Annotated in this window: 12 protein-coding genes; 6 read left to right on the plus strand and 6 right to left on the minus strand. The window is 58.0% G+C overall.

Translation table 11 applies throughout. The features are described 5' to 3' along the window. Positions 1–5 precede the first annotated feature (5 nt). From J8I35_RS15395 to tssI, 3 genes are read right to left on the minus strand one after another with little or no spacing between them, the layout of a single operon-like run. Positions 6–1,625: a DUF2875 family protein gene (locus tag J8I35_RS15395; protein WP_245170275.1), complete on the minus strand. Its 1,620-nt coding sequence runs from the start codon at positions 1,623–1,625 to the stop codon at positions 6–8. Between the two features lie 6 nt (positions 1,626–1,631). Beyond that, entirely contained in the window at positions 1,632–3,821 is a 2,190-nt protein-coding gene (locus tag J8I35_RS15400) for a DUF3274 domain-containing protein (protein WP_209926007.1), read from the minus strand. A gap of 11 nt (positions 3,822–3,832) precedes the next feature. Beyond that, positions 3,833–6,616 carry a type VI secretion system tip protein TssI/VgrG gene (tssI, locus tag J8I35_RS15405; RefSeq protein ID WP_050017219.1) on the minus strand — a complete coding sequence of 928 codons (2,784 nt, stop codon included), beginning with the start codon at positions 6,614–6,616 and terminating at the stop codon, positions 3,833–3,835. Positions 6,617–7,308: 692 nt separating this feature from the next. Between tssI and J8I35_RS15410 the strand changes: the two genes are divergently transcribed. Continuing rightward, on the plus strand, positions 7,309–7,704 hold the full coding sequence (locus J8I35_RS15410) for a DUF2384 domain-containing protein (protein ID WP_209926008.1): 396 nt from the start codon (positions 7,309–7,311) through the stop codon (positions 7,702–7,704). Positions 7,705–7,942: 238 nt separating this feature from the next. Here the strand turns inward: J8I35_RS15410 and J8I35_RS15415 are convergent, their stop codons facing one another. Together J8I35_RS15415 and J8I35_RS15420 are read right to left on the minus strand one after the other, a co-directional pair. After that, on the minus strand, positions 7,943–9,211 hold the full coding sequence (locus J8I35_RS15415; RefSeq protein ID WP_209926010.1) for an IS256 family transposase: 1,269 nt from the start codon (positions 9,209–9,211) through the stop codon (positions 7,943–7,945). A 450-nt stretch (positions 9,212–9,661) separates the two neighbouring features. Further along, positions 9,662–10,372 carry a hypothetical protein gene (locus J8I35_RS15420; RefSeq protein ID WP_175002225.1) on the minus strand — a complete coding sequence of 237 codons (711 nt, stop codon included), beginning with the start codon at positions 10,370–10,372 and terminating at the stop codon, positions 9,662–9,664. Positions 10,373–10,599: 227 nt separating this feature from the next. Between J8I35_RS15420 and J8I35_RS15425 the strand changes: the two genes are divergently transcribed. The 3 genes from J8I35_RS15425 (at position 10,600) to J8I35_RS15435 (ending at position 15,236) form a co-directional block, all read left to right on the plus strand. Then, positions 10,600–12,336 (plus strand): hypothetical protein, encoded by a 1,737-nt coding sequence (locus tag J8I35_RS15425; RefSeq protein WP_209926012.1) that lies wholly within the window; start codon positions 10,600–10,602, stop codon positions 12,334–12,336. Then, entirely contained in the window at positions 12,336–14,066 is a 1,731-nt protein-coding gene (locus tag J8I35_RS15430) for a hypothetical protein (RefSeq protein ID WP_209926014.1), read from the plus strand. The genes J8I35_RS15425 and J8I35_RS15430 overlap by 1 nt, the downstream gene beginning before the upstream one ends. Before the next feature lie 792 nt (positions 14,067–14,858). Further along, positions 14,859–15,236: a hypothetical protein gene (locus tag J8I35_RS15435; RefSeq protein ID WP_209926015.1), complete on the plus strand. Its 378-nt coding sequence runs from the start codon at positions 14,859–14,861 to the stop codon at positions 15,234–15,236. 389 nt (positions 15,237–15,625) lie between these two features. On the opposite strand, the gene J8I35_RS15440 is transcribed toward J8I35_RS15435, so the two are convergent. Next, positions 15,626–16,084, minus strand: a complete 459-nt coding sequence (locus J8I35_RS15440) for an MEKHLA domain-containing protein (RefSeq protein WP_209926017.1) — start codon at positions 16,082–16,084, stop codon at positions 15,626–15,628. 222 nt (positions 16,085–16,306) lie between these two features. Between J8I35_RS15440 and J8I35_RS15445 the strand changes: the two genes are divergently transcribed. After that, positions 16,307–16,963 (plus strand): response regulator, encoded by a 657-nt coding sequence (locus J8I35_RS15445; RefSeq protein WP_124846588.1) that lies wholly within the window; start codon positions 16,307–16,309, stop codon positions 16,961–16,963. Positions 16,964–17,082: 119 nt separating this feature from the next. Beyond that, positions 17,083–22,593, plus strand: a complete 5,511-nt coding sequence (locus tag J8I35_RS15450) for an AAA family ATPase (protein ID WP_209926019.1) — start codon at positions 17,083–17,085, stop codon at positions 22,591–22,593. Positions 22,594–22,650 lie beyond the last annotated feature (57 nt).

A 22,650-nucleotide genomic window follows, 5' to 3' on the forward strand; every position in this document is an offset into this window, starting at 1 on the left:
GTCCGTCAGTAATCCCAGCTGAAGGTCTGCGGATGCGCCTGCCGCGACGCGGCGTCCGGCGGCGTCAGCATGACGATCGTGGCATGCAACGGGTCCCTCAGGTTGATCAGTGCGCTCGTCTTCCCGTCACCATAACCCATCATCAGCGCCAGTGCGCTCTGAACCCAGATCGAACTCGTTCCGGTGTCGCCGCCTATACGACGCTGCATGTCGAATGCGTCTTTCGGGTCGTCAATATCGATATGCTGCGGATTGTCGTGCAGCGACTGCACCAGCAACGCGAGATTGGCGGTCGAGGTGCCGGTATCGTAGAACATCCGTCCCGGCTGCTCGCCGGGCGCAAGCGTGCCCACTGCCTGCTGCCAGCCGGCGCGGATCTTTTCGATTCGCTGGCCCTTCTTCAACGGCGCCCCGTGGCCGTTGCTCAGATCGACTCGCACCGGCCGATGCAGATTGGCCAGAACCGGCCATTTGTCGTACTCCTTCAGTTGCCACGTCGTCCACGGAATCGGCACCCACGGGTTCGGCTTGAAGCCGTCCGGCATCTTCAGCGCTGCGGTCTTCCAGAACTCGGGGAGCTTCGCGTGCCAATAGTCCCAAGACATTTCATAAACACCGGGCGCTGGCCTGGGATAGGATTTCTGCTGTGCCCAGAAGTAGTTCCACAGCTTGATGACATCAAATTGTGTCTTGGTCTTGTCGATCGCCTCCGGCGCATCGACAACATATGGTCGAATCGTCCGATCGACGCGATCCTTGCGCGTCACCAGCATCGCAACCAAACTATCCGGATATTGCGGAACGAAATTGCCGTTCGCGTTCGACTTGTCCAGATAATCACCGTGTGGCGTGCGCATGTAGCCTCGCGTCACAAGACCATCTTCGGCAAGCACCACGACAGCTGGCAAATCCGGATGCTGGTCGAAGAAATCGAACAGGCGCGCTACCGCCGTGTCGCCATGTTCGCCGTGAATCTCGTCGAGTCTGATGTATAGCGTGTTACCAATGCCCGCGCCGTTATCGGCGCTATTGATGTGGGTCGCCATGCGATCGGCATGCGGATCGGCGACGTTACGGGGCGGTCCCAGCACGACAACGGGAATAGGCCAGTAATCCACCCAGTTGCGCAATGCATAGCCGAACACGTTGTTCTGGCGCTTGGCGTATTCCGAATCGCGCGTATCACTTGACCAGGGATATTGCTTGGGATCTTGCAGCAGCAGCGTTCCGCTCGCCCCAGTTTCATCCAGGCGCATCAATAGTGCCCGTTGCCGGAAGCGGTCAACCGTCACGCCGATACGCCGAATCTCCAATGTGAATTGAGGATCCTGCGATCCCGCTCCGGCCGATGCCACACTCAGAGCAGACTGTGCGGTACTGGCTCCCTCTGGACGTGACGAGTCCTTGCGCAGCGATGCGCCATAGGTAAGGCTCACGCCAGCAGCCAGTAACAGTGGCGGCAGGATCAACAATAGCAATCGCCTTATCATCGTCATATTTTCCAGAAACGAAAATCCATATCTCGCAGTCAACTCGAATGCCACGAGCCAAATCAAAGTGAGGCTCGCGAACAAAAAAATAAATACTCGCGATCCTGATAGACGCGGGACCGATGTTGTCGTCATGTAGCGTCAACCGTGCATATGGTGGGGTGAACGAGCTCGAACCTGCTTGTTGATTTCATCGGTTCTCATCTCGATGGTTTCGCTGACTACGCCTGCAGGAAAGGCCTTGGGAATGACGTCTTCCCCAGGGAAATTCCCTTGGTCGTAATATTCGCAGTTCGCCCTGATGATGTGCAGCGTCTGCTCGTCCAGGTTCGTATGGGCTTTCGTCAATTTGTCGATCCTGCTCATTGGTGTACGCCAGTCGGCGACAGCACGCAGCAGCGTCGCCCAGTCCGGATCGTCCAGCGCACGCGCCTGGCCTACCGACACATCGAACGCAGTCGCACAGCGGTGATTTCTGCGACCACTCATGACCGCCGAGTGATATGAGCTTTCTCCCTTATGCTGATTCATCAGCCGAACCTTGGCTTCATTGAGCGTCTCCTGCCGATAGACGACGATGTGCCCGGGCGACGGCGGTACCGTCGATACGACCCGGCTTACCTTGCACTGATCGTCGGGACCCTTGCCAGCGTTCAGCGACGCCTCGACCTCGGTAGAGGTCGGCAGCGTCCCATCCTCACTCGTTGGCCAGTCGATGGTTTGTGCAGGCAATGCCTGCAACGCACCTTCGCCACTGTTCGTGCTCAACGCAATTTCCGCTTCAAGCTGGTCAATGGCTTGCTTGCCGGGCGCAAACTCGCCGTCATTATTTTTCGAGAGCGGCGTCGCTGCGGTTCCCGGCAGCACATTGCCTTCCATTTCGGGATCGAATGGTGGCGTCAATGCTTCGCCATTGATATTACGCTGGGTACCCACGCTTATCTGCGCCGATTTGATCCACGTCGTAAAGCCACCGGGCAAGCCATGAGATGTTTCGCCCTTTTCCCGTATCGTAAAGTTTCCGGGCGGCGTACCAACCTGAACCGGCTTGCCCTGTCGCAGACGCCGGGTAAAGACGCGCTGCCGGAAAGCCGCCGACAGCAAATTGATAGTCTCCGGCTTGCCTCCCTGCTGCGCCGCACGCACGTCGATTGAGTCGGGCAGGCCCGAGCAACCCATGCCATTGACGCCGCTCAGCCCGACGGTCGCATCCTCCGGGCTGAAGTACATATACACTTTGCCGCGATTGTCGCGCTCGGCGAACACGACGCATTCATTGCCTTGCGGCCCGCTCAGGCGCCTCGCCTGCGCGGGATCCCACGTCGGCCCGACGACGCCAAAATTGTCCCGGCCCGGCTCGTACTTCAATTGATCGAATGGTGGCGTCGGATATTTGCCGCTCGCCACATGCCCGACCAGGTTTGCCAAGGTCTTTGCACGCGCATAAGTCGTCTGCTGCTGATCCCCACGTTGCAGCAGCCGATCCATGAACTCCTCGCTCAAGCTGTAGGGCGAGTCGATCAGAACCAACGTGTCGGCAGGGCGGTCAGCGGGGCCACATTGGTTCGGAATCAGTCCCTCGACGAGATAGGCCTGGGCGAGCAGCGATATCAGCGTGCCCTGACTGTGCGCAATGATATTGACCGTCCCGTCCGCGTCGATAAGGCGGATTTGCCGCACCAATGCCGCGAGCCGCCGTGCTGCCAGCACCATGTAATGCCGATTTTCCGCCTCGCGAAGCGGATGCGTCGGATCACCCTGCATCCTGTCGAGAATTTTCGTCGCCATTCCCCCTTTGAAATTCGAGTCGAACATGTCGGGAATGTTGTTGGTCGCATTGGCGAAGAATCCGCCGTTGCGCGCACGGTGCTCATCGAGGCGATTGCCGAACCGGTCGACGTACTGGCCGTTGACGGTTTCCTTATTGGGGTCCCGGGGCAAATCCTCCTTCCCGACGCGCAATCCCCAATAAAACGGAATCAACGGACTCCTCGTCTCTTCGCTTTCCTGCCGACGATAGATGACGTCGTCCATGTTCTTCATCATGTCGGCAACGCTCACTTGGCTCGGGTCGTTCGCCATGCGGCCGTGCGAGTACTCCGCGCCCTTGAAATCGGTGCGACCGAGGCGGTCGTTCAATCCCTCGCACAATCCGCCTTCGACCGTGCCGAAATCCGTTCCCAGGTCGTTCACGCCATGGACCAGGATCGTCGTGCACGGGAAACGATTTTGTACGTCGGTATTGACGAACGCATTCTGTGGCCGGTTGCAATTGAGAATCGCCTGATGCTCGCCGACGATCCGGGGCGAAGAGGTTGTGGTATCGGACATGATCGCCTGCCTTAAGCGTCGAAAACCTGAATGTGTGCAATGTGCATCGCGTCGCTCGATGCAAGCTCCGTTAACCCGTGTGCATCCGAGACACCATTAATGACCTGGCCATTGCGCAGCGTGATCTTGTACGGACGATTCGGCACGGGATGCGTACCATCGTCACCGTCGGTGCCCGGGTACCGCAAGCGGAACTTCTGATCGGCTCCTCCGCGATTGAACGCCGGCGGCGCAACGTGGTCCGTCTTCGGACCGACGAAATCATGTCCCGCCGTGTGTGCGGTGAACGCCCCGTCGGAACCGACCTCGACGCCGCCACCGACCTTCACGTAGCTTCCGTCTTCCGCGACGAACCGGATCGACTTACCCGAGATCAACACTTCGTCGCCGACCGACATGATCTGTATCCCCTTCTGCGCGGTCGCCGCGAGCGTGTCCTGTTGCGCCTGCAAGACAACGGGGCCTTCGCCGGCAATCGCGCGGACGCCTTCCCCGCGCCCGAACAGGTGGATGCCCTTGCCAGCCGTCGTGATCACGCGCTGCCCCCCGGCGAATTGCAGGTTCTGCTGCGCGATCTGATCGATGTTCTCGCCAGCGTAGGTCACGTAAGTCTTGGGAGTGATATTGAGCGCACCGGCCTTTGCGCCAAATGCCATCAGCGCCTGAGAATCGCCTGCGTCAGCGTTCGGCGCACGATCGCCGCCTGACGCATGACCGCCTGGCGTCCAACCCTTGAAGGCGGTCACGACAGCTTGCTGCCCCGTCGCATCGGTCGCCGTGCCACCGTGCTGTCCGGCGTAATCTCCCAACGCCTTGAACAGCTCCGCGCATTCGCCGAGCAATTCGACGAGTTCATCGCGATCAAGCTGTCCGCCGCTCGCCTGAGTACGCGCGTAGGTGGTCAAAAGCATCCCTTGCGCCGCGCGCAACGCGGCTGCCGCGTCGGTGCGCAATTCGGCACCTTGGCCGCGGTCAGCACCCTGTCCGTTATCACGCGGTTGCGTCAGATAGCCGAGATTCAACTGACTATGCGCGTGCTCCGATGCAAGCTGCGCGCTGATTTGTTGCGGTGTGTCGTCGAGACGAAGTTGGTTGTAGCGCTGCCCCTTGATTTCCTTCGTCTTGATACCGGAAAGAAAGCGATTGCCGGGCAAACTGCCGGTATGAGTGAAACTCGCCGGCATGTTCGCGCCGTTTGCCAGTACGCCGATGATGACCAACCTGTCCGGATCTCCGCCGAGGCTCCCGAGCAGAACTTCAGTGCCCACCCGCGGCAAGAACGTCTCGCCGAAATTCGGCCCGGCCAGACTGGATGCCACGCGAATCGGTGCGCTGTCGCTCTCGTTGCTGTTTGTCCCGGCACCCTGCGCGTGCGCATGATCGCGGGAATCCTGCCCGAGAATCTGCACGAACACGCAGCCATTCTCGTCGCAACTGACCTCCTCGCCATCGGCCCCGACCACGCGCCCGGTAATCAACGGCGTCGGCGGAAGGTCAGTCTTGGGATCGTAAGGCGGCGTGAGAGGCGCGCCACGCGGCACGCACGAGAACGTATTTTCGTAGCGCGTATCCTGACCAGACGGATCTCCATCGCTCAGCGACTGTGGTTGCTGAAGCGTGTGGCTGGCGGCGAACAGTGCCTGCGCGCGCTCGCTCAACCCTTTGGGCAGATTGTTCCAGATCTCGTGGTGCAATGATGTAATCACGAATTGCTGCTTGTCGGACGGGAGCGCGCCCCACTCGTCCTCTCCGGCGATCGTGATCCATGCGCCGACTGCAAGGTCGCGAATTCCGCTCACGCCGTCGTATCGCACCGCCTGCGCTTCATGAGCCAGAATGCGATCTTCCGTCATCCGTTCGTGGTCTGCCCACGAGTCCGCCATATGCGGGACGTCGATCACGATGTCCGTCAGCAATTTCGCGAGATCGTTACCCGATTCGCCTTGATCGATCCTTGTCGATGCACTGGACTGGTCCACGCGGGCATATCGATAGTCCCACGAAGGGCGCCCCGATTCCCCCGAAATCAGTTGCTGACGCATCGTCAGAGCGGTGATGGTATCGCGCTGTTCCGTTCCAGCGTCTCGTGGATGAACCCGCACTATACCCGCGGCGGACTCGCCCAGTTTCCGAGGGTCATCGCAGAACACCAGCGCATGCACGGGAGAATCGCCGTCTTTCGTCTCCCCGCTTACCCGTCCGGCGCGCACGAACAGCGTGATGCCGTCGCGACGCGCAATCCGGGAGATGAAACGGGCATCAGATTCGTTGACCTGACGTACGAAAGAGCGAACCGGATAGCGGGATCTATCGAGTTGCGACAGGTCGAACTCGAACGCCTGCGCAAGTGCCACACTACGCTGTCGCCATTCGCTCAGGACGACGCCAAGTACATCGACCACGCTCACGTTACGAAAGATGCGAGAGTTGGTGCGCTTGTGCAGCAGGTTCAACGCGTCAGTCACGGCGAACTGGTAAACCGTCAACTCCCCGTCGGTCCGTCCGACCTGAACGGCGCTAATAATTGCGTTGATGGCATGCACTTGGCCGCGGTCCGTGACGATACCGATTGAGACCGGCGCTCCAATGAAAAGCTTCGGAGGCAGATCGCCCTGCTGAGAAATGCAGGTCAAATGACCGCTGATGCCTGTCATCATGCTTTCACGAATGCTCGCGTGCTGCAACGCGATCTTCGACCCCAGCGCGTGCTGCGCCTTACCCCAATTCAGCACGACTGGCCGGCGATTCGCATCGATTCCCGATACGAAATTGCGGAATGACTCTCGGATATTCACGACGGTCTCTCAGTTTGATTCGTTATGATCCGCCGGATGTTGCTGTTCTAAATAGCGGGCGGCTGCGCGCGAGTTTACCAAAATGTGGCACACAGCTAACAAATCGGTATGCCGATTAGCAATTTTTCATGTTATTTGACGAAAAACACTTTCCGTCGCTCTATCGGAAGCGACGGGAATGCTCGAATGCCGGCTATCCCCAAGTCTCTCGACGCAGAGCATTTTTCAAAGCCCACCGCACGCGGACCGGAACCGAGACTACGCGCATGTAGGTGCCAATCTGCTACGTCCGAGTTCGCCGCCCCACTCCCCAGCGATCAGGCAGGGCCGCTGCCCGCAAGCCCTCCACCACAGTGTAGGGTCGCAGAAAAGATGACCTCTACGACCCACGCAAATCAATGACTTGAGCACCTTTTCTGCGAAATTCCCCGCTAGGAAGTGGCAGAAAAGGTGGCCTTTTCCTACAGAATTCGCAGAAAAGTTGATCTTGGAATGGGCGGGCGCCATAACCCCATAAAAATCAAATACTTGCCCTTGGGTTGCCCCCCGCAATCTCAATGCTGCCTGCACATCAAATCGGCTCCGTCCAAGTCGCAAACGGGCTTACGATGCCCTGCTGGATTGGGGTACACGGGTCGAAGTGGATGTAGATGTGCTATAAATGTGCACATAGTGTGCAATCAAGAACCACCATGGAATCTGACATCACCGGCAGTTCCAGCGAATTCGCCCAATTCATGGCGTCATTGAGAGAACCGACGAGCATCGGTCCGATCATCTCGGCGAGGCGTTTCGCTGCCGCCTTGCACATCGATATGCAAACGCTCGCGCGGCTCGCCCACGTACACCGCAACACGGTAAGCCGCCTAGCCGGCTCTGAAAGCGTGCAAAAGTACCTTCGGGAAGCGCTCAGGGTTATCCGAGCTGCAACCGACATCTCGGGCGACCTACAGAGCGCGCTCTTCTGGTATCGCAATGAGCCGTTGCGGATCTTCGATTACAAGACCGCTGAGCAACTCGTGTCGGATGGACGCGTTGACGACTTGCTTCGATACATTGTTTCGCTTGAGGCCGGCGTAGCAGGGTAAGGCGAGAGGCGCACGTTGCAAGTCGGCAAAATAGCGGATACTCTCACGACAGAGTTGGCCTAGGTGCAGCAACAGAAAACAGGGAGCGGGGCTTACTGGGCTGGACGTCGTCCGCGGTAAGTTTCCTGCCCCACCTCTTGAAATGCCCGCCTGATGAGCGGGCATTTTCTTTCTCGCGCGTACTACGAGCGTAGCGAACCTGTCCGCATTTTTGTGGGCGAGGCGGTTGAACAACAGGTTATCCGCGCGCTTGCGTAAACCGTTCGCCGAACAGGATAGCAAACTGGTTCATCGCTGATTTCCAGTCGAAGGCAGTACGTACCGTTTTGGCCAGCACATTGCGCAGCGCCAGCCAGAGCAGTTTGATCGCGGCCTCATCATTCGGGAAGTGGCCGCGCGTCTTGATGATCTTGCGCAGTTGCATATTCAAACTTTCTATGGCGTTCGTGGTGTACACGACCCGTCGAATCTCTGGCGGGAACACATAGAACGGTACGACGTGCTCCCATGCACGCTGCCACGATTGCACGATGGTCGGGTATTTCTCGCCCCAGGGGCCGTCAGCAAAGTCCTGTAACGCCTGTCTCGCGGCGTCTTCGCTGGCGGCCGCGTAGATCGGGCGCAGTGCTGCGGCAAGTACCTTGCGGTCCTTGTAGCTGGCGTACTCGAGACTGTTGCGGATCAGATGCACGATGCAGGTCTGAACAGTCGTCTTGGGATAGGCAGCGCCGATCGCCTCGGTCAGCCCCTTCAGGCCGTCGACCACGGCGATCAGGATGTCCTGGCAGCCGCGAGTCTTGAGTTCGTTGAACACCTTGAGCCAGAACTTGGCGCCCTCGGTCTGCTCGATCCAGAGGCCCAGTACGTCGCGCTGGCCATCGGCCTGGATGCCCAAAGCCAGATACACGGCCTTGTTGCTGACCACGCCGTCATCGCGGATCTTGACCCGCAGCGCGTCGAAGAACACCACCGGATACATCGGATCGAGCGGACGGTTCTGCCAGCTCAGCGCCTCGGCCATCACCTCGTCGGTGACCGAACTAATGAAATCGGGCGACACCTCGGTACCGTAGTGCTCGGCCAGAAACGCCTGAATCTCGCGCACGCTCATGCCGCGGGCGTACATCGCAATGATGCGTTCGTCGAAGCCGGTGAAACGACGCTCGTGCTTCGGAATCAGGATCGGTTCGAAGCTGCCGTCGCGATCGCGGGGGACTTCGACCCGAACCGGACCACGATCCGTGATGACCGTCTTGCCGCTGGCGCCGTTGCGCTCGTTGGCTTGCCCGGCCGGCTTGGACTGGCCCGACGGGTAGCCCAGATGCAGATTCATCTCGGCGCCCATCGCGCGTTCGATGACTGCCTTGTTGAACGCCAGCATCAGATCCTGCACCTCGGTCGGCGTCATCGGCCCCTTGACCAACTGGTCCAGCAGTTCCTTGGGCAGCTCAGGCAGCGGCCCTCGGGCCGCTGCCTGACGCGCTACGGTTTGCCTTTTCTTCTTCATCGACATATCCATGACTTTTACACCTCATGATATGCCCCGCCCACGAAATCGCGGATAGGTCCAGCGTAGCTCATGGACCTCCATATCGGTTGTAGCGCGCAATTGCGACAGCGTCCGACCCGGCACCCGTAACCGCAGGTAGGCCTGTTCGTTGGTGTTCGACGAACATGTAGAAGCGCTCGCTGTGCTCTACTCAACCGAGGTAGAGCAAAGCAACTCAGCCAACAAAGTTGGCGGGTTGAACGACTGCCATCTGCAAGTTGGTCGATCATAGGATCGTGGCTCTTCGCTCGTGCCTAACGATCTGGCGAAGATTGTCCATGTTTCCCCTTGATGTAAGTCAGCCGTGACGGGGCAGTGACCAATGTTGTGCCACGGCGCGCCACCAATACAATGCACTACGACATGACAGGCGCCATTTTCAAACAGATGCTGCTGCCGTCGGCCGTGCTACGTCGCCGGAGCGAAGAGTTGATTAATCAGCTCACTAACGATCTCGAAGGTGTGCAAGACCGCGTTGTGCAGAGTGCCCGAACCATGCGCGTATGTGTTTCGAATCCTAGGCAGAGTGTTGATGAATGTGCCGATCCAGTCCTGGTCGAAATCCTCGGGTAGCGGCTCCACATTCGAGTAATCGACCTCGACCGTCGTCAGTCCAAGGCGATGCATCTCCTCGATCTGTTGGAACTCGGCGCGCTGTCTGGCACGTTGCCGTGCTCGCTCCTCATTCCATGAAAACCGGGCATTCGATACCAGTTCTCGCTTCCGTGCTTCCTCCAGCAAATTTCTTAGACCGCGTGTACGCTTAGCCTCTTCTCCTGACGATTGTTTCATCTGGATACCTAACCGCTCGCGGAGCGCGAACTCGAGTGACGTGAGCACTTGTTGCTCTGCCACAGGATAAAATCGATAGACAAACCACGCGTAAACGTAGAGATTTTTCGCCGTTTCGAAATGGACTCGAACCGACCGGGGCACTCTTGCACTTAAGTTGAACGATGCTACGTCCGCGAGATGTCCAGACACGGTAGCCGGCCGAATTTCGCCAGTGGCGTCGTCCCACCGTGAGAAAAATCCATTTCGCATATCGACTTCATGAAGCGAGTCGATCGTTCTCATCAAATCGCACGAGTCCAAATTTTCGGGCAGCTCATCTTCCATTTTTTGCCTGAGTTCAGGTTAATCGGCCAACCTTGGCTAAACGACGGCCAGCCTATGGTCGTCTTATGCGTTTGCCCCTCGAGAGTACCTTACGTAATCAATATTGGCACAGTATCTCGGTTGATGCCGTATCATGAAGAGCACCCACTCTGTCTGGGCTGCATTGAACATCAGCTGGCTCTGAAGCGTCCCATAATATGGTCGCTTTCTTACGTCCAAGGTCCGTGATGACAAACTCTCTCGAAAACGACATTCTCGAGCGGTACAAAAACAAAACGCTTCTTTCGTTACTGGTTCCACGCTTGGGCGAGGCTGAAGCATATGAACAAGCAGATGTCATCGCCGCAGTCATCAGACTCCACAACGCCGGAAGTTTGGATTTTCTGTCTGTTCCGTCATTCATTGGGGCCGACGAAGCAGATCATTACGAAATGTTCCAGTTTCAGCAGTTTTTTTGCCAAGTACTCCCGGAGCTAGTTGCCGATACGAAAAACGTCTTGGACGCCGTGGGATCACTGATGACTATTGGTGGTCGCGATACGAGTGCAACGATCGACTTTAATGGCCTCCGAGATTGGTGCTCGAAGAACAAGCGAGAGCAAGAAATACTTGATCTCGTGCCAAACTATCCAGCTCACAAGCTTCTGTTCTTGACGGTTGCACTACAGGCAGGGGCACTCCATTCGCTCCCCGACTTTGTTTCACGAAGCGTCGACTGGCTCAAACACGCGGAAGTCGACTATCGGCGTGCGTCCCTCATCGCTCTTAGCGCGATTCGTCTCGAAGTCGATCTCGACCTCACCATTTCTACTTTAGCTGCTCTACTCGAGTACGTTGACTACACGGAAGACGATGGACTGCTCGCCGCAGCGCTCGCAACAACCATCAACCTCCATTCTCGGGCACCGGGGATTGCCGTCGAAACTGTGGTGAAGATCATCGATCGCACCCGAGTTGCCGGGGGCAAGCTCGCGCACAGTCAGGCAGCGCAGATGATTGTGCAGAAGTGCAAGAATGCGCATGAAGGTGTGCAACAGGCCTTACTCGTCACGTGTTATGCAATCTCACCATCGGACGTCGAGTCTGTTGGCGGTCTCGATTTCGTTGCGTACACGCTCACGCAGCGTGGAAAATCTGAACAAGCCGAAGGGCTGGTTAGACACTTCATCGAACGTGGCGAAGGCAAGATTTCCGCTGCGCAGTTCGGGAGCTTCTTTCGACAGTACACGAAGAACGAAAAAAGCGGTGCGATGCTGCTGCTTGCGTGGTTAGGCTCTGAGAGCTACGCGCTTCGCAATGCAGCGCAAGAAGTTGTCGGCACCATGTACAACAATGAATCGCCAATCTTCGATGTCGACGTTTCGTCGCAATCAAGTGCAAATGCGGTCTACCTTGCGCGGAAGGTTGTCGGGTATCTCTTCATTTATCCCATCACCGCAGCCTCGCTCTTGATGTGCATTCTCAAGACCTGTGACGACGATGACGCGAAGGAAATCGCCGAACTATTGTTCGACCCTCTGTTACTCAACTTTTCGGGGTCCATTGCCGAGTATCTCGGTCAAGTGAAGGAACAGGGCAAACACCCCGGGCTGCAGCATGTCAGCGATGCATTGTCCAAGTTGGAACAATATATCTCCGCCCTCAGTAAAGTAGGCGTTGTGAATGAGCTTGCACCGTCAGAGCGACAGCGCTTCATCGAGCGTCATCAAAGACAACAAGCGATGGAGGCAGCGTACAAAGCGATGGAGGAAAAATCCATTTTTCGGACACTCGCATCACGCTCCGTGATTCTTCACGGCCGCCGGACGATCAACTACATCACTGATCTTTCAGGAAACTCTCGACGCTCCGAAATTGACATGCACACCATCAGCCACCGAAGCGAATTGCCACGTATGTCCATCTTCGACCCAACGGAGCTCGAGCATCAACTCTTCGTATTTCGAACTGAGCGCCGCCAATAATGAAACTCATAATTAAGGAATATCTTGCTTCGCTGCGCGAGCGCAACGAACTCGACGCGGTACTCCCGGATATGCTGACCGAGCTCGGGTTCCAAGTCTATTCGCGACCTTCACGCGGCACTCGTCAATATGGCGTCGACATCGCGGCTGTCGGGACTGACGAAGACGGAATCCGGAAGGTCTATCTGTTCTCCGTGAAGTCGGGCAACCTGACGCGAAGCGAGTGGAATTCCGCCTCGCCACAAAGTTTGCGCCCATCTCTTGATGAAATTATCGACCACTATGTGGGCACACGGATTCCGGCTGAGTACCAAACGCTACCGATTGCGATTTGCTTGTGTTTTGGAGGCGACATCGACGAACAAGTGCGCGCCGAAGTCACGGGGTACATCAAGCGGAACGAGACCGAACGCATCAAATACGAGCAGTGGAACGGCGACAAGCTTGCCGAACTCATCCTTTCCGGACTACTTCGAGAAGAAATTCTTCCGGCACAGCTACGCGCTCACCTACGAAAAGCCGCCGCCATGGTCGAGGAGCCGGAGATTTCGGTTGAGCATTTTCGGGCGCTCGTGATCGATATCGTCAAGGACAACAACATAAAGGACGCCGAGAAGTTAGCTCGAGCACGTCTCGTCAACATCTGCCTTTGGATTCTATACGGTTGGGCTCGAGAGGCTGGCAATGTCGAGGCCGCTTACGTCGCCAGCGAATTCTCTGTGCTCGAGATGTGGCGATACCTCCACGGGCTGATTGAAGCACCAACGGCGCGAGCGACCGATGCCAGCCTCCTTCTTAACAGTTTGATTGAGTTGCATTTTGACATTTGGGACGATTTTTATCGTGTAAAGCTGCAGCCACATGTGGGTACGCGTCACGCGATCGCCAGTGCTGTTAGCTCGCATGTCGCTGTTGATGTCAATTTGAAGCTTTTTGATGTATTGGGGCGAACAGCGCAGCGTGGGCTCTGGGAAATCTGGAGATACAGTGGCCTAGGTAATTTGCCTGCCCGGCTCCCTGATGACGCTAGTGCGAGCGTCGATGAGTGCATACGGGAGCTAGTAGCAATGATCTCGAATAACCAAGTTCTCCTTTCGCCTATCGCGGACGCACAAGTCATAGACATTTCAGCCGCCCTAACTCTATTTGCGTGTCGCGCACCGTTTAGTGCGACGATCAGCGATTGGCTCAAAGGAATCGCTGATCGTGTGATCTTCAACTACCACAATCACACTGGCTACCCGACAAGTGCGAGCGATTACTGGGAACTCGTAGAACATTCTGGAAAGACCACCGATGAGCACCGAACCTCAGCAACTGAGGCCAGCGTCCTACTACCGACACTCGCTCTATGGGCGAACGCGGTCGGCAACAAGGAGGTAAGCGATCAAATTGCCGCGTTCAAGCGAAAGCATTTGGCACACTGCAATTTCCAACTCTGGCTCCCCGGGAGCGATTCTGACTCGTTTCTGTATTCGGGCGGCAGGCATCATGGAGCCGCCCTTTCGCACGTACCTGTGACTGAAGAGGCGAACGTAACTCTCAACTTCGTGCGTACGGAGTGCGAACGAGAAACTGCGTTCGATTCGCTATCAGCTGTTCGGCTGGGGCATTGGCCGATCGTAGTTATGGCCTGCCGACACTATCGACTCCCCCTACCGCCACAACTTTGGCTGACTTTGTTTGCAGAGATGGCCTCGGGAACGCCTCAAGAGGCCCCCCTTGTCTAGACGTCGGCCGCTTGCAACGCACCGACAAGACTTGACGCGACCGGTCCGAAGCCAAATCGGGTTGGTCAGAATTTGCAACGGAGCAGCGAAAGTCATCCGACGACGGCACTTCAACTGAAGGTGCGGCGATGGATATTACGCGAACGCCGCGGCCATGCAGGGTCCCGACCATCGCGCAATTTCAGGTATGGTGTTCCCGGCCAAACCGCAGTGGCAAGAAAAGATCGGCTCGCCGCAGTTCGCAGAGACTCGTAGCAATATCGCTGCTGAATAGCGGGGCGTAACTACCAGACAGGCAGAGTAAAAATCGGTGAGAATCGCCCCATTTGCTTCAACCCCGACCGGCTAGCTCCCATTCCAGTCACTGAATTCAGCCCCATGAAGAGAACTGCGCGTCCGCCCCGTGTATTTGCCCGACGCAAAGGCGTCGTGTCAGCAGTTCCGACCGTGTTGCCGACACACGTCGCTAGCGCGATCAACTTGGCTCTGAGTGCCGTGTTGTGGATTGCCGTCAGCAGCGCGCTGCTATATAGCCAAGGCCGGGCATATCGAGACGCCTACTTGATCACCTATGGTGTGGATGCAGAGTTGTTGCCGTGGGATCGAGGGGCGCTTTCGTATTGGGGCATGGTAGTAGGGGTACAGGGCTTCTTTGAGAGCGTCCTCCTTCCGACCGTCGCAATTTCCATGTGGTTCGTCCTCGTATGGATGGTTAGAGAGTGGTTATTGAAGCGGTACGGCTCCCGGACAACTTCACGTGCCCCGACCAGCGAGCCACGATCGATCCCATTCGTGATCTGGGGCTGCTTCGGCATGGCTGCCGCCACGGTGTTTGTGGGGGTCGTATTGCTCGGCTTCCAATGGATTCAGTACAAAGCTGAAAGGCGGGGCGAGGACGACGCGCAGCGCCAGATGCGCATGATCAATAATTGCGTACGATCGATCTTCAATTCGTCGGACTTCAGGCCAGTGCACGTTGAGCGCGCGATCGCCGGTGGACGCGAGATATACGACGGCTTCATTGCGACCTGCACCGACAAACGGTGTGCCTTGTACGATCCACTGCAGCACCGCACGCAGGTTGTTCCGCTCGACCAGGTTATCCGCTTCGATACAGTGCGGCCGGAGCAGGTGTATTGGCAAAGGCCGTCGGACGTGCCCCCCAAGTGATCACTGGCATGGAGCGCGGGAGGAGGTCGCAATTAAGCAATCGACGCATTGGGCCGGAACCATCTGGGACCGCCTCATCGACAGTTCATCACTGAAGCCGGCTCAAGCACCCCTGGCGATATCGGCGGTCATTATGAGAGGTCGAGCCGATCAAATGAAGCAATCGGCAAGGCCCAAGCCCGGCGTTCAATCCCCATCGAAGATGAGATCGTGTCAGCGATGCGACGTACCGCCACCTAACCCGAGCTTGCCTCACGGAAATCGTTTGACGAGGATCGCATGCAACGCGAGTTCGTCGCGCGCGGGATCGATCCAAAGCGTTAGTTAAGGCGAATGGTACGAATTCGTTACCTGATCGCGGCTCCGAGACTCTGCCCGGTTTGCATGAACTACTCAATGGCGTGTACCTCAGGGATCATCGCTGCCTGACCGCAGTGATTTCCGGCCGCATCAGTGAGTTGCCACACCGTTGCATGATCGATCCAAAAGCGTGTGCCGGACTTGGTGATCCGTATCCCTCGATATCCCGCCACGAAACCATCTCGCGCGACTTTTTCAAGAAACAGTTGGCGTTCGCCCCTCTCCATTGGCTCCGCCGAGAACCGGGAAGGTAGCGCGGTGAGTTCGTCCCAGTCATACCCAAAAATGGCCTGCGCACGCTTGTTGCCGTAGACGAACACGGGATCTACCGCTAAATCGTGCGCCAGAATCCCGAACGGCGCTTCCTCGTATAGCCATGTCGCGGCTTCGGACGCATTCATCCCGGCGGGAACGAGCGACTTGTTGAGCAGTCGGTGATAACTGTCCGCAAGGATGCGGAAGAAGTGAAGGTCAATACTCGATGACATCGCGAAGTGCTCCAGAGAGGGATTTCAGCGTTAATAGTATGACGATTTTGGATGCAGCAACATCTGGCGCGCCACCACCCGGCCCGGTCCGTTCAAGCCGACCTTTGTTGGTACCGGCGATATGTTTCGCTCTAAAATGTGGTGGTTCATGAACCGGCCTACCGGATTATTAAGCAGAAGCATCAAAGGCAATTCTCTACGGATCTCAGCAGCGGAGCGATGATGACGGACATGAATGGTGGTACGACGGATCCAGTCGTCTTCGTAGTAGACGACGATAGTGCCGTGCGCGAAGCTGTCGAAACGTTGCTCGATTCCGTCGGCCTGCATGTCGTTTCGTTCGACAGTGCGCACGGCTTCCTGGCCGCCGACTTGCCGGACCGACCGAGTTGCGTCGTCCTAGATGTTCGCTTGAAGGGGCACAGCGGACTCGCCGTGCAGGAGCACATCGTGCGGAACATGCGCTTGCCCGTGATCCTGATGACGGCGCACGGAGATATCCCCATGTCGGTTCAGGCGATGAAGGCTGGTGCCGTCGACTTTCTTCCGAAGCCGTTTCGCGGACAAGACATGATCGACGCCGTGACATGTGCATTGGAGTCCGATTGCAAGCGCCGCACGTCCGAACGGTCAATGGCGATATTGCGCGCGTCCTATGACACATTGACGCCGCGAGAACGAACCATCATGACGATGGTCGCCAACGGGCTGCTGAACAAGCAAATTGCGGCCGAACTTGGCCTGAGCGAAATCACGGTCAAGCTGCACCGCGGGCAAGCAATGAAGAAAATGAAGTCGCCGTCGATTGCCGATTTCGTACTGAAAGCGGAAGCGCTGGGTTTGATCAGCCGCGACGAGCGTCTGGCCGCACTGGCCTGAGCGCGCAACGATAACGACCTGCGGCGATCGTGACGGCGCGGCGCCAGATCGCCGGCGTTGCCGGTCGTCATGAACGGCTCCGTCAGCTATACCCCTCTCCCGGAACAGCGATTGCCGGCATGACCGATACCGCCCCCTCCATCATCCCCGAAGACGACGGCATCTCTCACTCCCGCGCATGCTTCACGAATGCCGAAGGGCGGCGCATCCCGGTCGTCGTCGTCCGGCCGCGACGCGGCGCATCTGACACGATCGCCGTTGAACATCTATTGAACGAATACCGGATGCGCGACCAGCTGGATGGCGCGTGGGCGTTGCGCCCGCTCGAATTGCAGCGGCAAGGCGACAGCGTCGCACTCATTCTCGAAAACTCCGCCGGCGTCAGCCTCGAGCAGCTATTGAGTGAGCCGCTGGATACTGAACGCTTTCTGAATATTGCCCTCCTGATCGTCGTCTCAGTCGGCCATATGCACGCCGCCAAGATCGTTCACCGCGATCTCAAACCCGCTCACCTGTACGTTGACGAACCCGGTGGCAGTGTGAGGCTCACCGGCTTCGGGATCGCGCTCGGCGGCCAGGATCGCCCCGAGATGGCAGAGCACGCGGAAGTCATTGCCGGCACGATGCCCTACATGGCGCCTGAGCAAACGGGCCGCATGAATTGGCAGATCGATGCGCGCAGCGATTTGTACAGCATGGGTGTCGTGTTTTATCGCATGTTGACCGGGCAACTGCCATTTTCCGCAACCGCTCCGATGGAGTGGATACACAGTCATACGTCGCGCACGCCCGTCGTGCCCCATCTGCGTCACGGACTCGTAGATCCCCAGTTGTCGGCGATCGTCATGAAACTGCTCGAAAAATGCCCCGGCGAACGCTATCAAAGCGCGGCAGGATTGGAGCGCGACCTGCGTCGATGCATGGCGGAGTGGTCAGCGAGCGCGACGATATCTCGGTTCGAGCTGGGCATCGCCGATCTGCCCGAGCGACTTTCCCGACCGGCCAAGTTGTACGGTCGGGACCAGGAACTGGCGCGACTGACCGGCGCATTTTCACGGGCCATGCTCGCGGGATCGACTGAACTGGTGATGATTTCCGGTTATGCCGGTATCGGCAAATCGTGTCTCGCGCGCGAGCTGCAAACCGCGGTAGGCACGTTTCAAGGGACTTTCGCCAGCGGAAAGTGCGACCAGTACAACAGCGACGTACCGTATGCCTCGGTGGCGCTTGCGCTGAAAGGCATGATCAAGTCCGTGTTCGCCAGAGGCGAAGACGACGTACGCCGGTGGCGCGACGCGATGCTCGACGCACTCGGTCAGAACGGACGCCTCGTCACGGATTTCGTGCCGGATCTCGAACTGCTGATAGGCAAGCAACCCGGCGTAGCGGATTTACCGCCGCAACAGGCACAGGTTCGATTTAAACGGGTGTTGCGGGACCTCATACAGGTGTTCGCGACGCTGAGCCCTCCCCTTGTGCTCTTTATCGACGATCTTCAATGGGCAGACGCCGCAACGCTCGATCTCATCGAACATATCGCGCACCATTCCGACATGCGCCACCTGCTGCTGATCGGTGCGTATCGTCACAATGCGGTCGATGCCGATCACCCACTGACGCGAAAGATCTCTATCGCCAAAGCGGCGGGAATCGCCGTTCATGAAATCGACCTGTTGCCATTGAGCGCCAAGGATGTCGCGCCGCTTCTTCGCGACATCCTGCACTCCACCGACAAGTTGGTCGAGCCGCTTGCGAGAGTCGTATATTCGAAGACGGCAGGCAACCCGTTCTTCGTCGTTCAGTTCCTGCATGCACTCGCGGAAGAGAACGTGCTCGTCATCGATCCGGCCGCCGGACGCTGGTCGTGGAACGTTCAGGACGTCCGGAGCGCCCGCTATACGGACAACGTCGCGGATCTGATGGCTATCCGGCTCAACCGGCTTCCACCAAACTGCAACACCGCACTCCGCGACCTTGCCTGCCTGGGCAGCGCAGCGACGACCTGCAATCTGGCGATCGTGCGCCAAACCACCGAAGAAACGTTGCACGACGAGCTTCAGGCCGCCATCCGTCAACAACTCGTCGAACGCGTTGGAAATATCTATCGATTCGCCCACGACCGGATTCACGAGGCAGCATATTCGCTCATCGCTGTCAGCTCGCGCGCGGAAATGCACCTGATGGCCGCGCGGCGCCTGTTACCGCATCTTGCCGAAGGGACCGACGAAGGGCTGTTGTTTGAAATCGTCGGCCAATTCAATCGCGCCGGTGACAAACTCATCTTGGCGGAAGAACGGCACGAAGTCGCGGCGCTCAATTTGCGAGCCGGCATTCGAGCGAAGCGATCCGCCGCGTACGATACCGCGCTGCGCTACTTCAGTGCCGGTGCGGCGCTACTGAGCGCTATACCAACCAACGCCCCTGCCGGCATCCATTTCGAGTTCGAACTTGAGTTTGCCGAATGTGAATTCCTGACCGGACAACTCGAGCTGGCGGAACGGCGCCTGGCAGCGTTGCCGATACAAGGATTAGACCTGATCGCGCGCGGTCGCGTCACGGTACAACGGATGGACGTGTACACGGCGCTCGATCAAAGCGACGACGCGATCGCCGTCGCGCTCGATTATCTGCGTTGCGTCGGTATCACATCGTCGGCACATCCGTCCGATCAGGACGTGCAAGACGAATATGCGCAACTCCACCGACGTGCGGCCAGCCTGACGGTCGATGACATCGCCGGATTACCAGCCATGGTCGACCCGCTAGCGTTGACTACGCTGGAGGTACTGACGCGCCTGCTGTCCGCAGCATGCTTCACCGATTTCAATCTCAACTCGCTGATTACGTGCAAGGCGATCAACCTCAGCCTGACCAGTGGAAACTGTGACGCGTCCTGCGTTGCTTACGGCACGCTGACCCGCACTTCCGGTCCGCGTTTCGGTGATTTCGACCTCGGGATTCGCTTCAGCCATGCGGGCTATCGCATTGCCGAACGCAATGTTCAACATCGCTTCCATGCCAGCACGTCGATGGTGTTCGCAATCTTTACGAAGTGCTGGATAGAGCATGTTCACGCATCCGAAGACACGTTGAGGTACGCGTTTTCCGCGGCAAACAAAACCGGGGATCTGTTGTACGCATCGTACTCCCTCAATTGTCTGAATACGGTGTTGCTGTTCGCGGGCGATCCCCTTTCCACCGTTCACACCGAAGCGGAACGCGGTCTTGCGTTCGCCCGGAACGCTCAACATGGATTGGTCGTCGATATCATCTCGACACAAATCGCGTTCATCGACAGCCTGCGAGGGCGGACGAAAAGGCTCGGGACATTCTGCAGCGAGCATTTCAACGAACAGGCATTTGAGTCCCGTCTTTCACATCGCCGCGGTCTTGCCATCGCGGAGTGCTGGTACTGGACGCGAAAAATGCAAGCACGTTATCTGGCGGGTGACCATGACGCCGCTTTCGAGTCTCTGCTCCGCGCCGAAGCCCTGATGTGGACCTCCTCGATGTTCCTCGAAGAGGCGGAGTTCCATTTCTACGCCGCGCTCACGTTGGCCGCAACACTGGAGCAGATGACGCCGGAGAACCGTGCTCGGCGGCTGGAGCAACTGGCTCGGCACCAAGCGAAACTCAACGTACTGGCGAACCACTTTCCCCGCAATTTCGACGATCGAGCAGCGCTCGTGAATGCGGAGATCGCTCGCATCGAATCCCGCATACTCGACGCCGAGCGGCTTTATGAACAGGCGATCGATGCCGCACGCGCAAGCGACTTTCCGCATCAGGAAGCGATTGCGAGCGAACTGGCTGCGCGCTTTTACCAGTCCCGTGGCTTCGCGATCATCAGCGATGCCTACTTACGCAATGCACGTTACGGTTATATGCGCTGGGGAGCGCTTGGGAAAGTCCGGCAACTCGACGACGCATACCCGCATCTAGGCACCGACGCGCGTGGCAGCAGCGCGCACGAGACGACGCGGTCCACAGCCGGCGAGATAGACTACTGGATGCTGATCGACGTCTCGCAGCGCGTTTCGTCCGAGATCGTTCTCGAAAACGTAGTCGATACGTTCATGCGGGCTGCACTGACGCACTCTGGCGCGGATCGCGCCATTCTGATTCTCACCGCGGACGAGGGACCCGCGGAGATACAGGCCGAGGCGACGGTCCAAGGCGAAGCAGTGTGCATTCGGCAGGGAAGCTCACCGCTCGATCCGAAGCGGCTCCCGACGGCGACGATCACCTATGTCATGCGGACTCGGGAAGTCCTGTCGATACCGGATGTATCGAAGGATCCAATATGCGCGACCGATGCATACACCGTCTCACATCGAGTGCGCTCGATTCTATGCATTCCTCTTATCCGTCGCGGCACACTGGTCGGTACGCTTTATCTGGAAAACAGGCTTTCCACGGGCGTATTCGCGCCCACCCGGCTGGCGGCGCTTGGCGTACTCGTTTCGCAGGTCGCCATCACGCTGGAGAACGCACGCCTGTATCGAGAGCTGTCCGACCGCGAAGCCAGAATCAGGCGCCTCGTGGACGCCAACATCATCGGCATCTTCATTTACGCGCTGGATGGCACGATATTGGACGCGAACAGCGCCTTTCTCGACTTGCTCGGCTACAGTCGCGAGGAGCTCCGTCATCGCCAGCTGAACTGGCGGGACATCACACCTCCTGAATGGATTCAGGTCGACTTCCAGATCCACGAACCGGTCCTTCGCGCGACCGGCGTGCTTGCGCCAATCGAAAAAGAGTATTTCCGCAAGGACGGCAGCCGTGCGCCTGTCCTTGTCGGCGCCGCGATGTTCTCGCCCGACGGCGATCAAGGGGTCGCCTTCGTTCTCGATCTGAGCGCAAGCAAGCGTGCGGAGGCACGCGCGCGAGACAGCGAAATCCGGTTCAGCGAAATGCAGCAGGAACTCGCCCACGCGAACCGTGTATCGACCGTCGGACAGTTGACGGCGATGATCAGTCACGAGGTGAAGCAACCGATCGCCGCGATGTCCGCGAATGCAGACGCGGCGCTGCGGTGGCTGTCTGCTCGCCCCGCAAACGTCGACCGAGCAGCCAGGGCCCTCGAACTGATCGTGCGTGATACCTTGCGAACCGGCGACATCATCGACCGCATCAGAGACCTAGTGCGCAAATCCCCGGTTCGAAAGGAGCAGGTGGACGTCAACGATGCCATACTCGAAGTGCTGTTTATGACTCGCCGCGATGCGGAGAAAAATGGCGTCGGCGTAGAGACGACGCTTGCCGCGCCCGCTCCGATCGTGACAGGCGATCGCGTACAACTGCAGCAGGTCGTACTCAACCTTGTCGCCAACGCGATCGAAGCGATGAACGCCGTCAACGAAGGGCGCCGGCTGCTGTCGATCACCACATCGTGCAGCGACGACGGCATGGTAGACATAAAGGTGAAGGACTCGGGCCCTGGTATGTCGGCCGCACATATGGAACGGCTTTTTGAGCCGTTCTTCACCACCAAGGATACGGGAATGGGCATCGGGCTATCAGTCGCTCATTCGATCGTTCAAGCCCATGACGGACACCTGAGGGCGACCCCCGAAGAACCTTCCGGCACAACATTTCACATCACGCTTCCAGCGTCGCTCGCGTAACCGCGCCGCGACATCGACTGTCGGAATTACGCCGTGTGACTTGGGTCGATCGGCTCA

This window comes from Burkholderia sp. CpTa8-5 (assembly GCF_017815045.1).
GTDB classification, from domain to species: domain Bacteria; phylum Pseudomonadota; class Gammaproteobacteria; order Burkholderiales; family Burkholderiaceae; genus Burkholderia; species Burkholderia sola.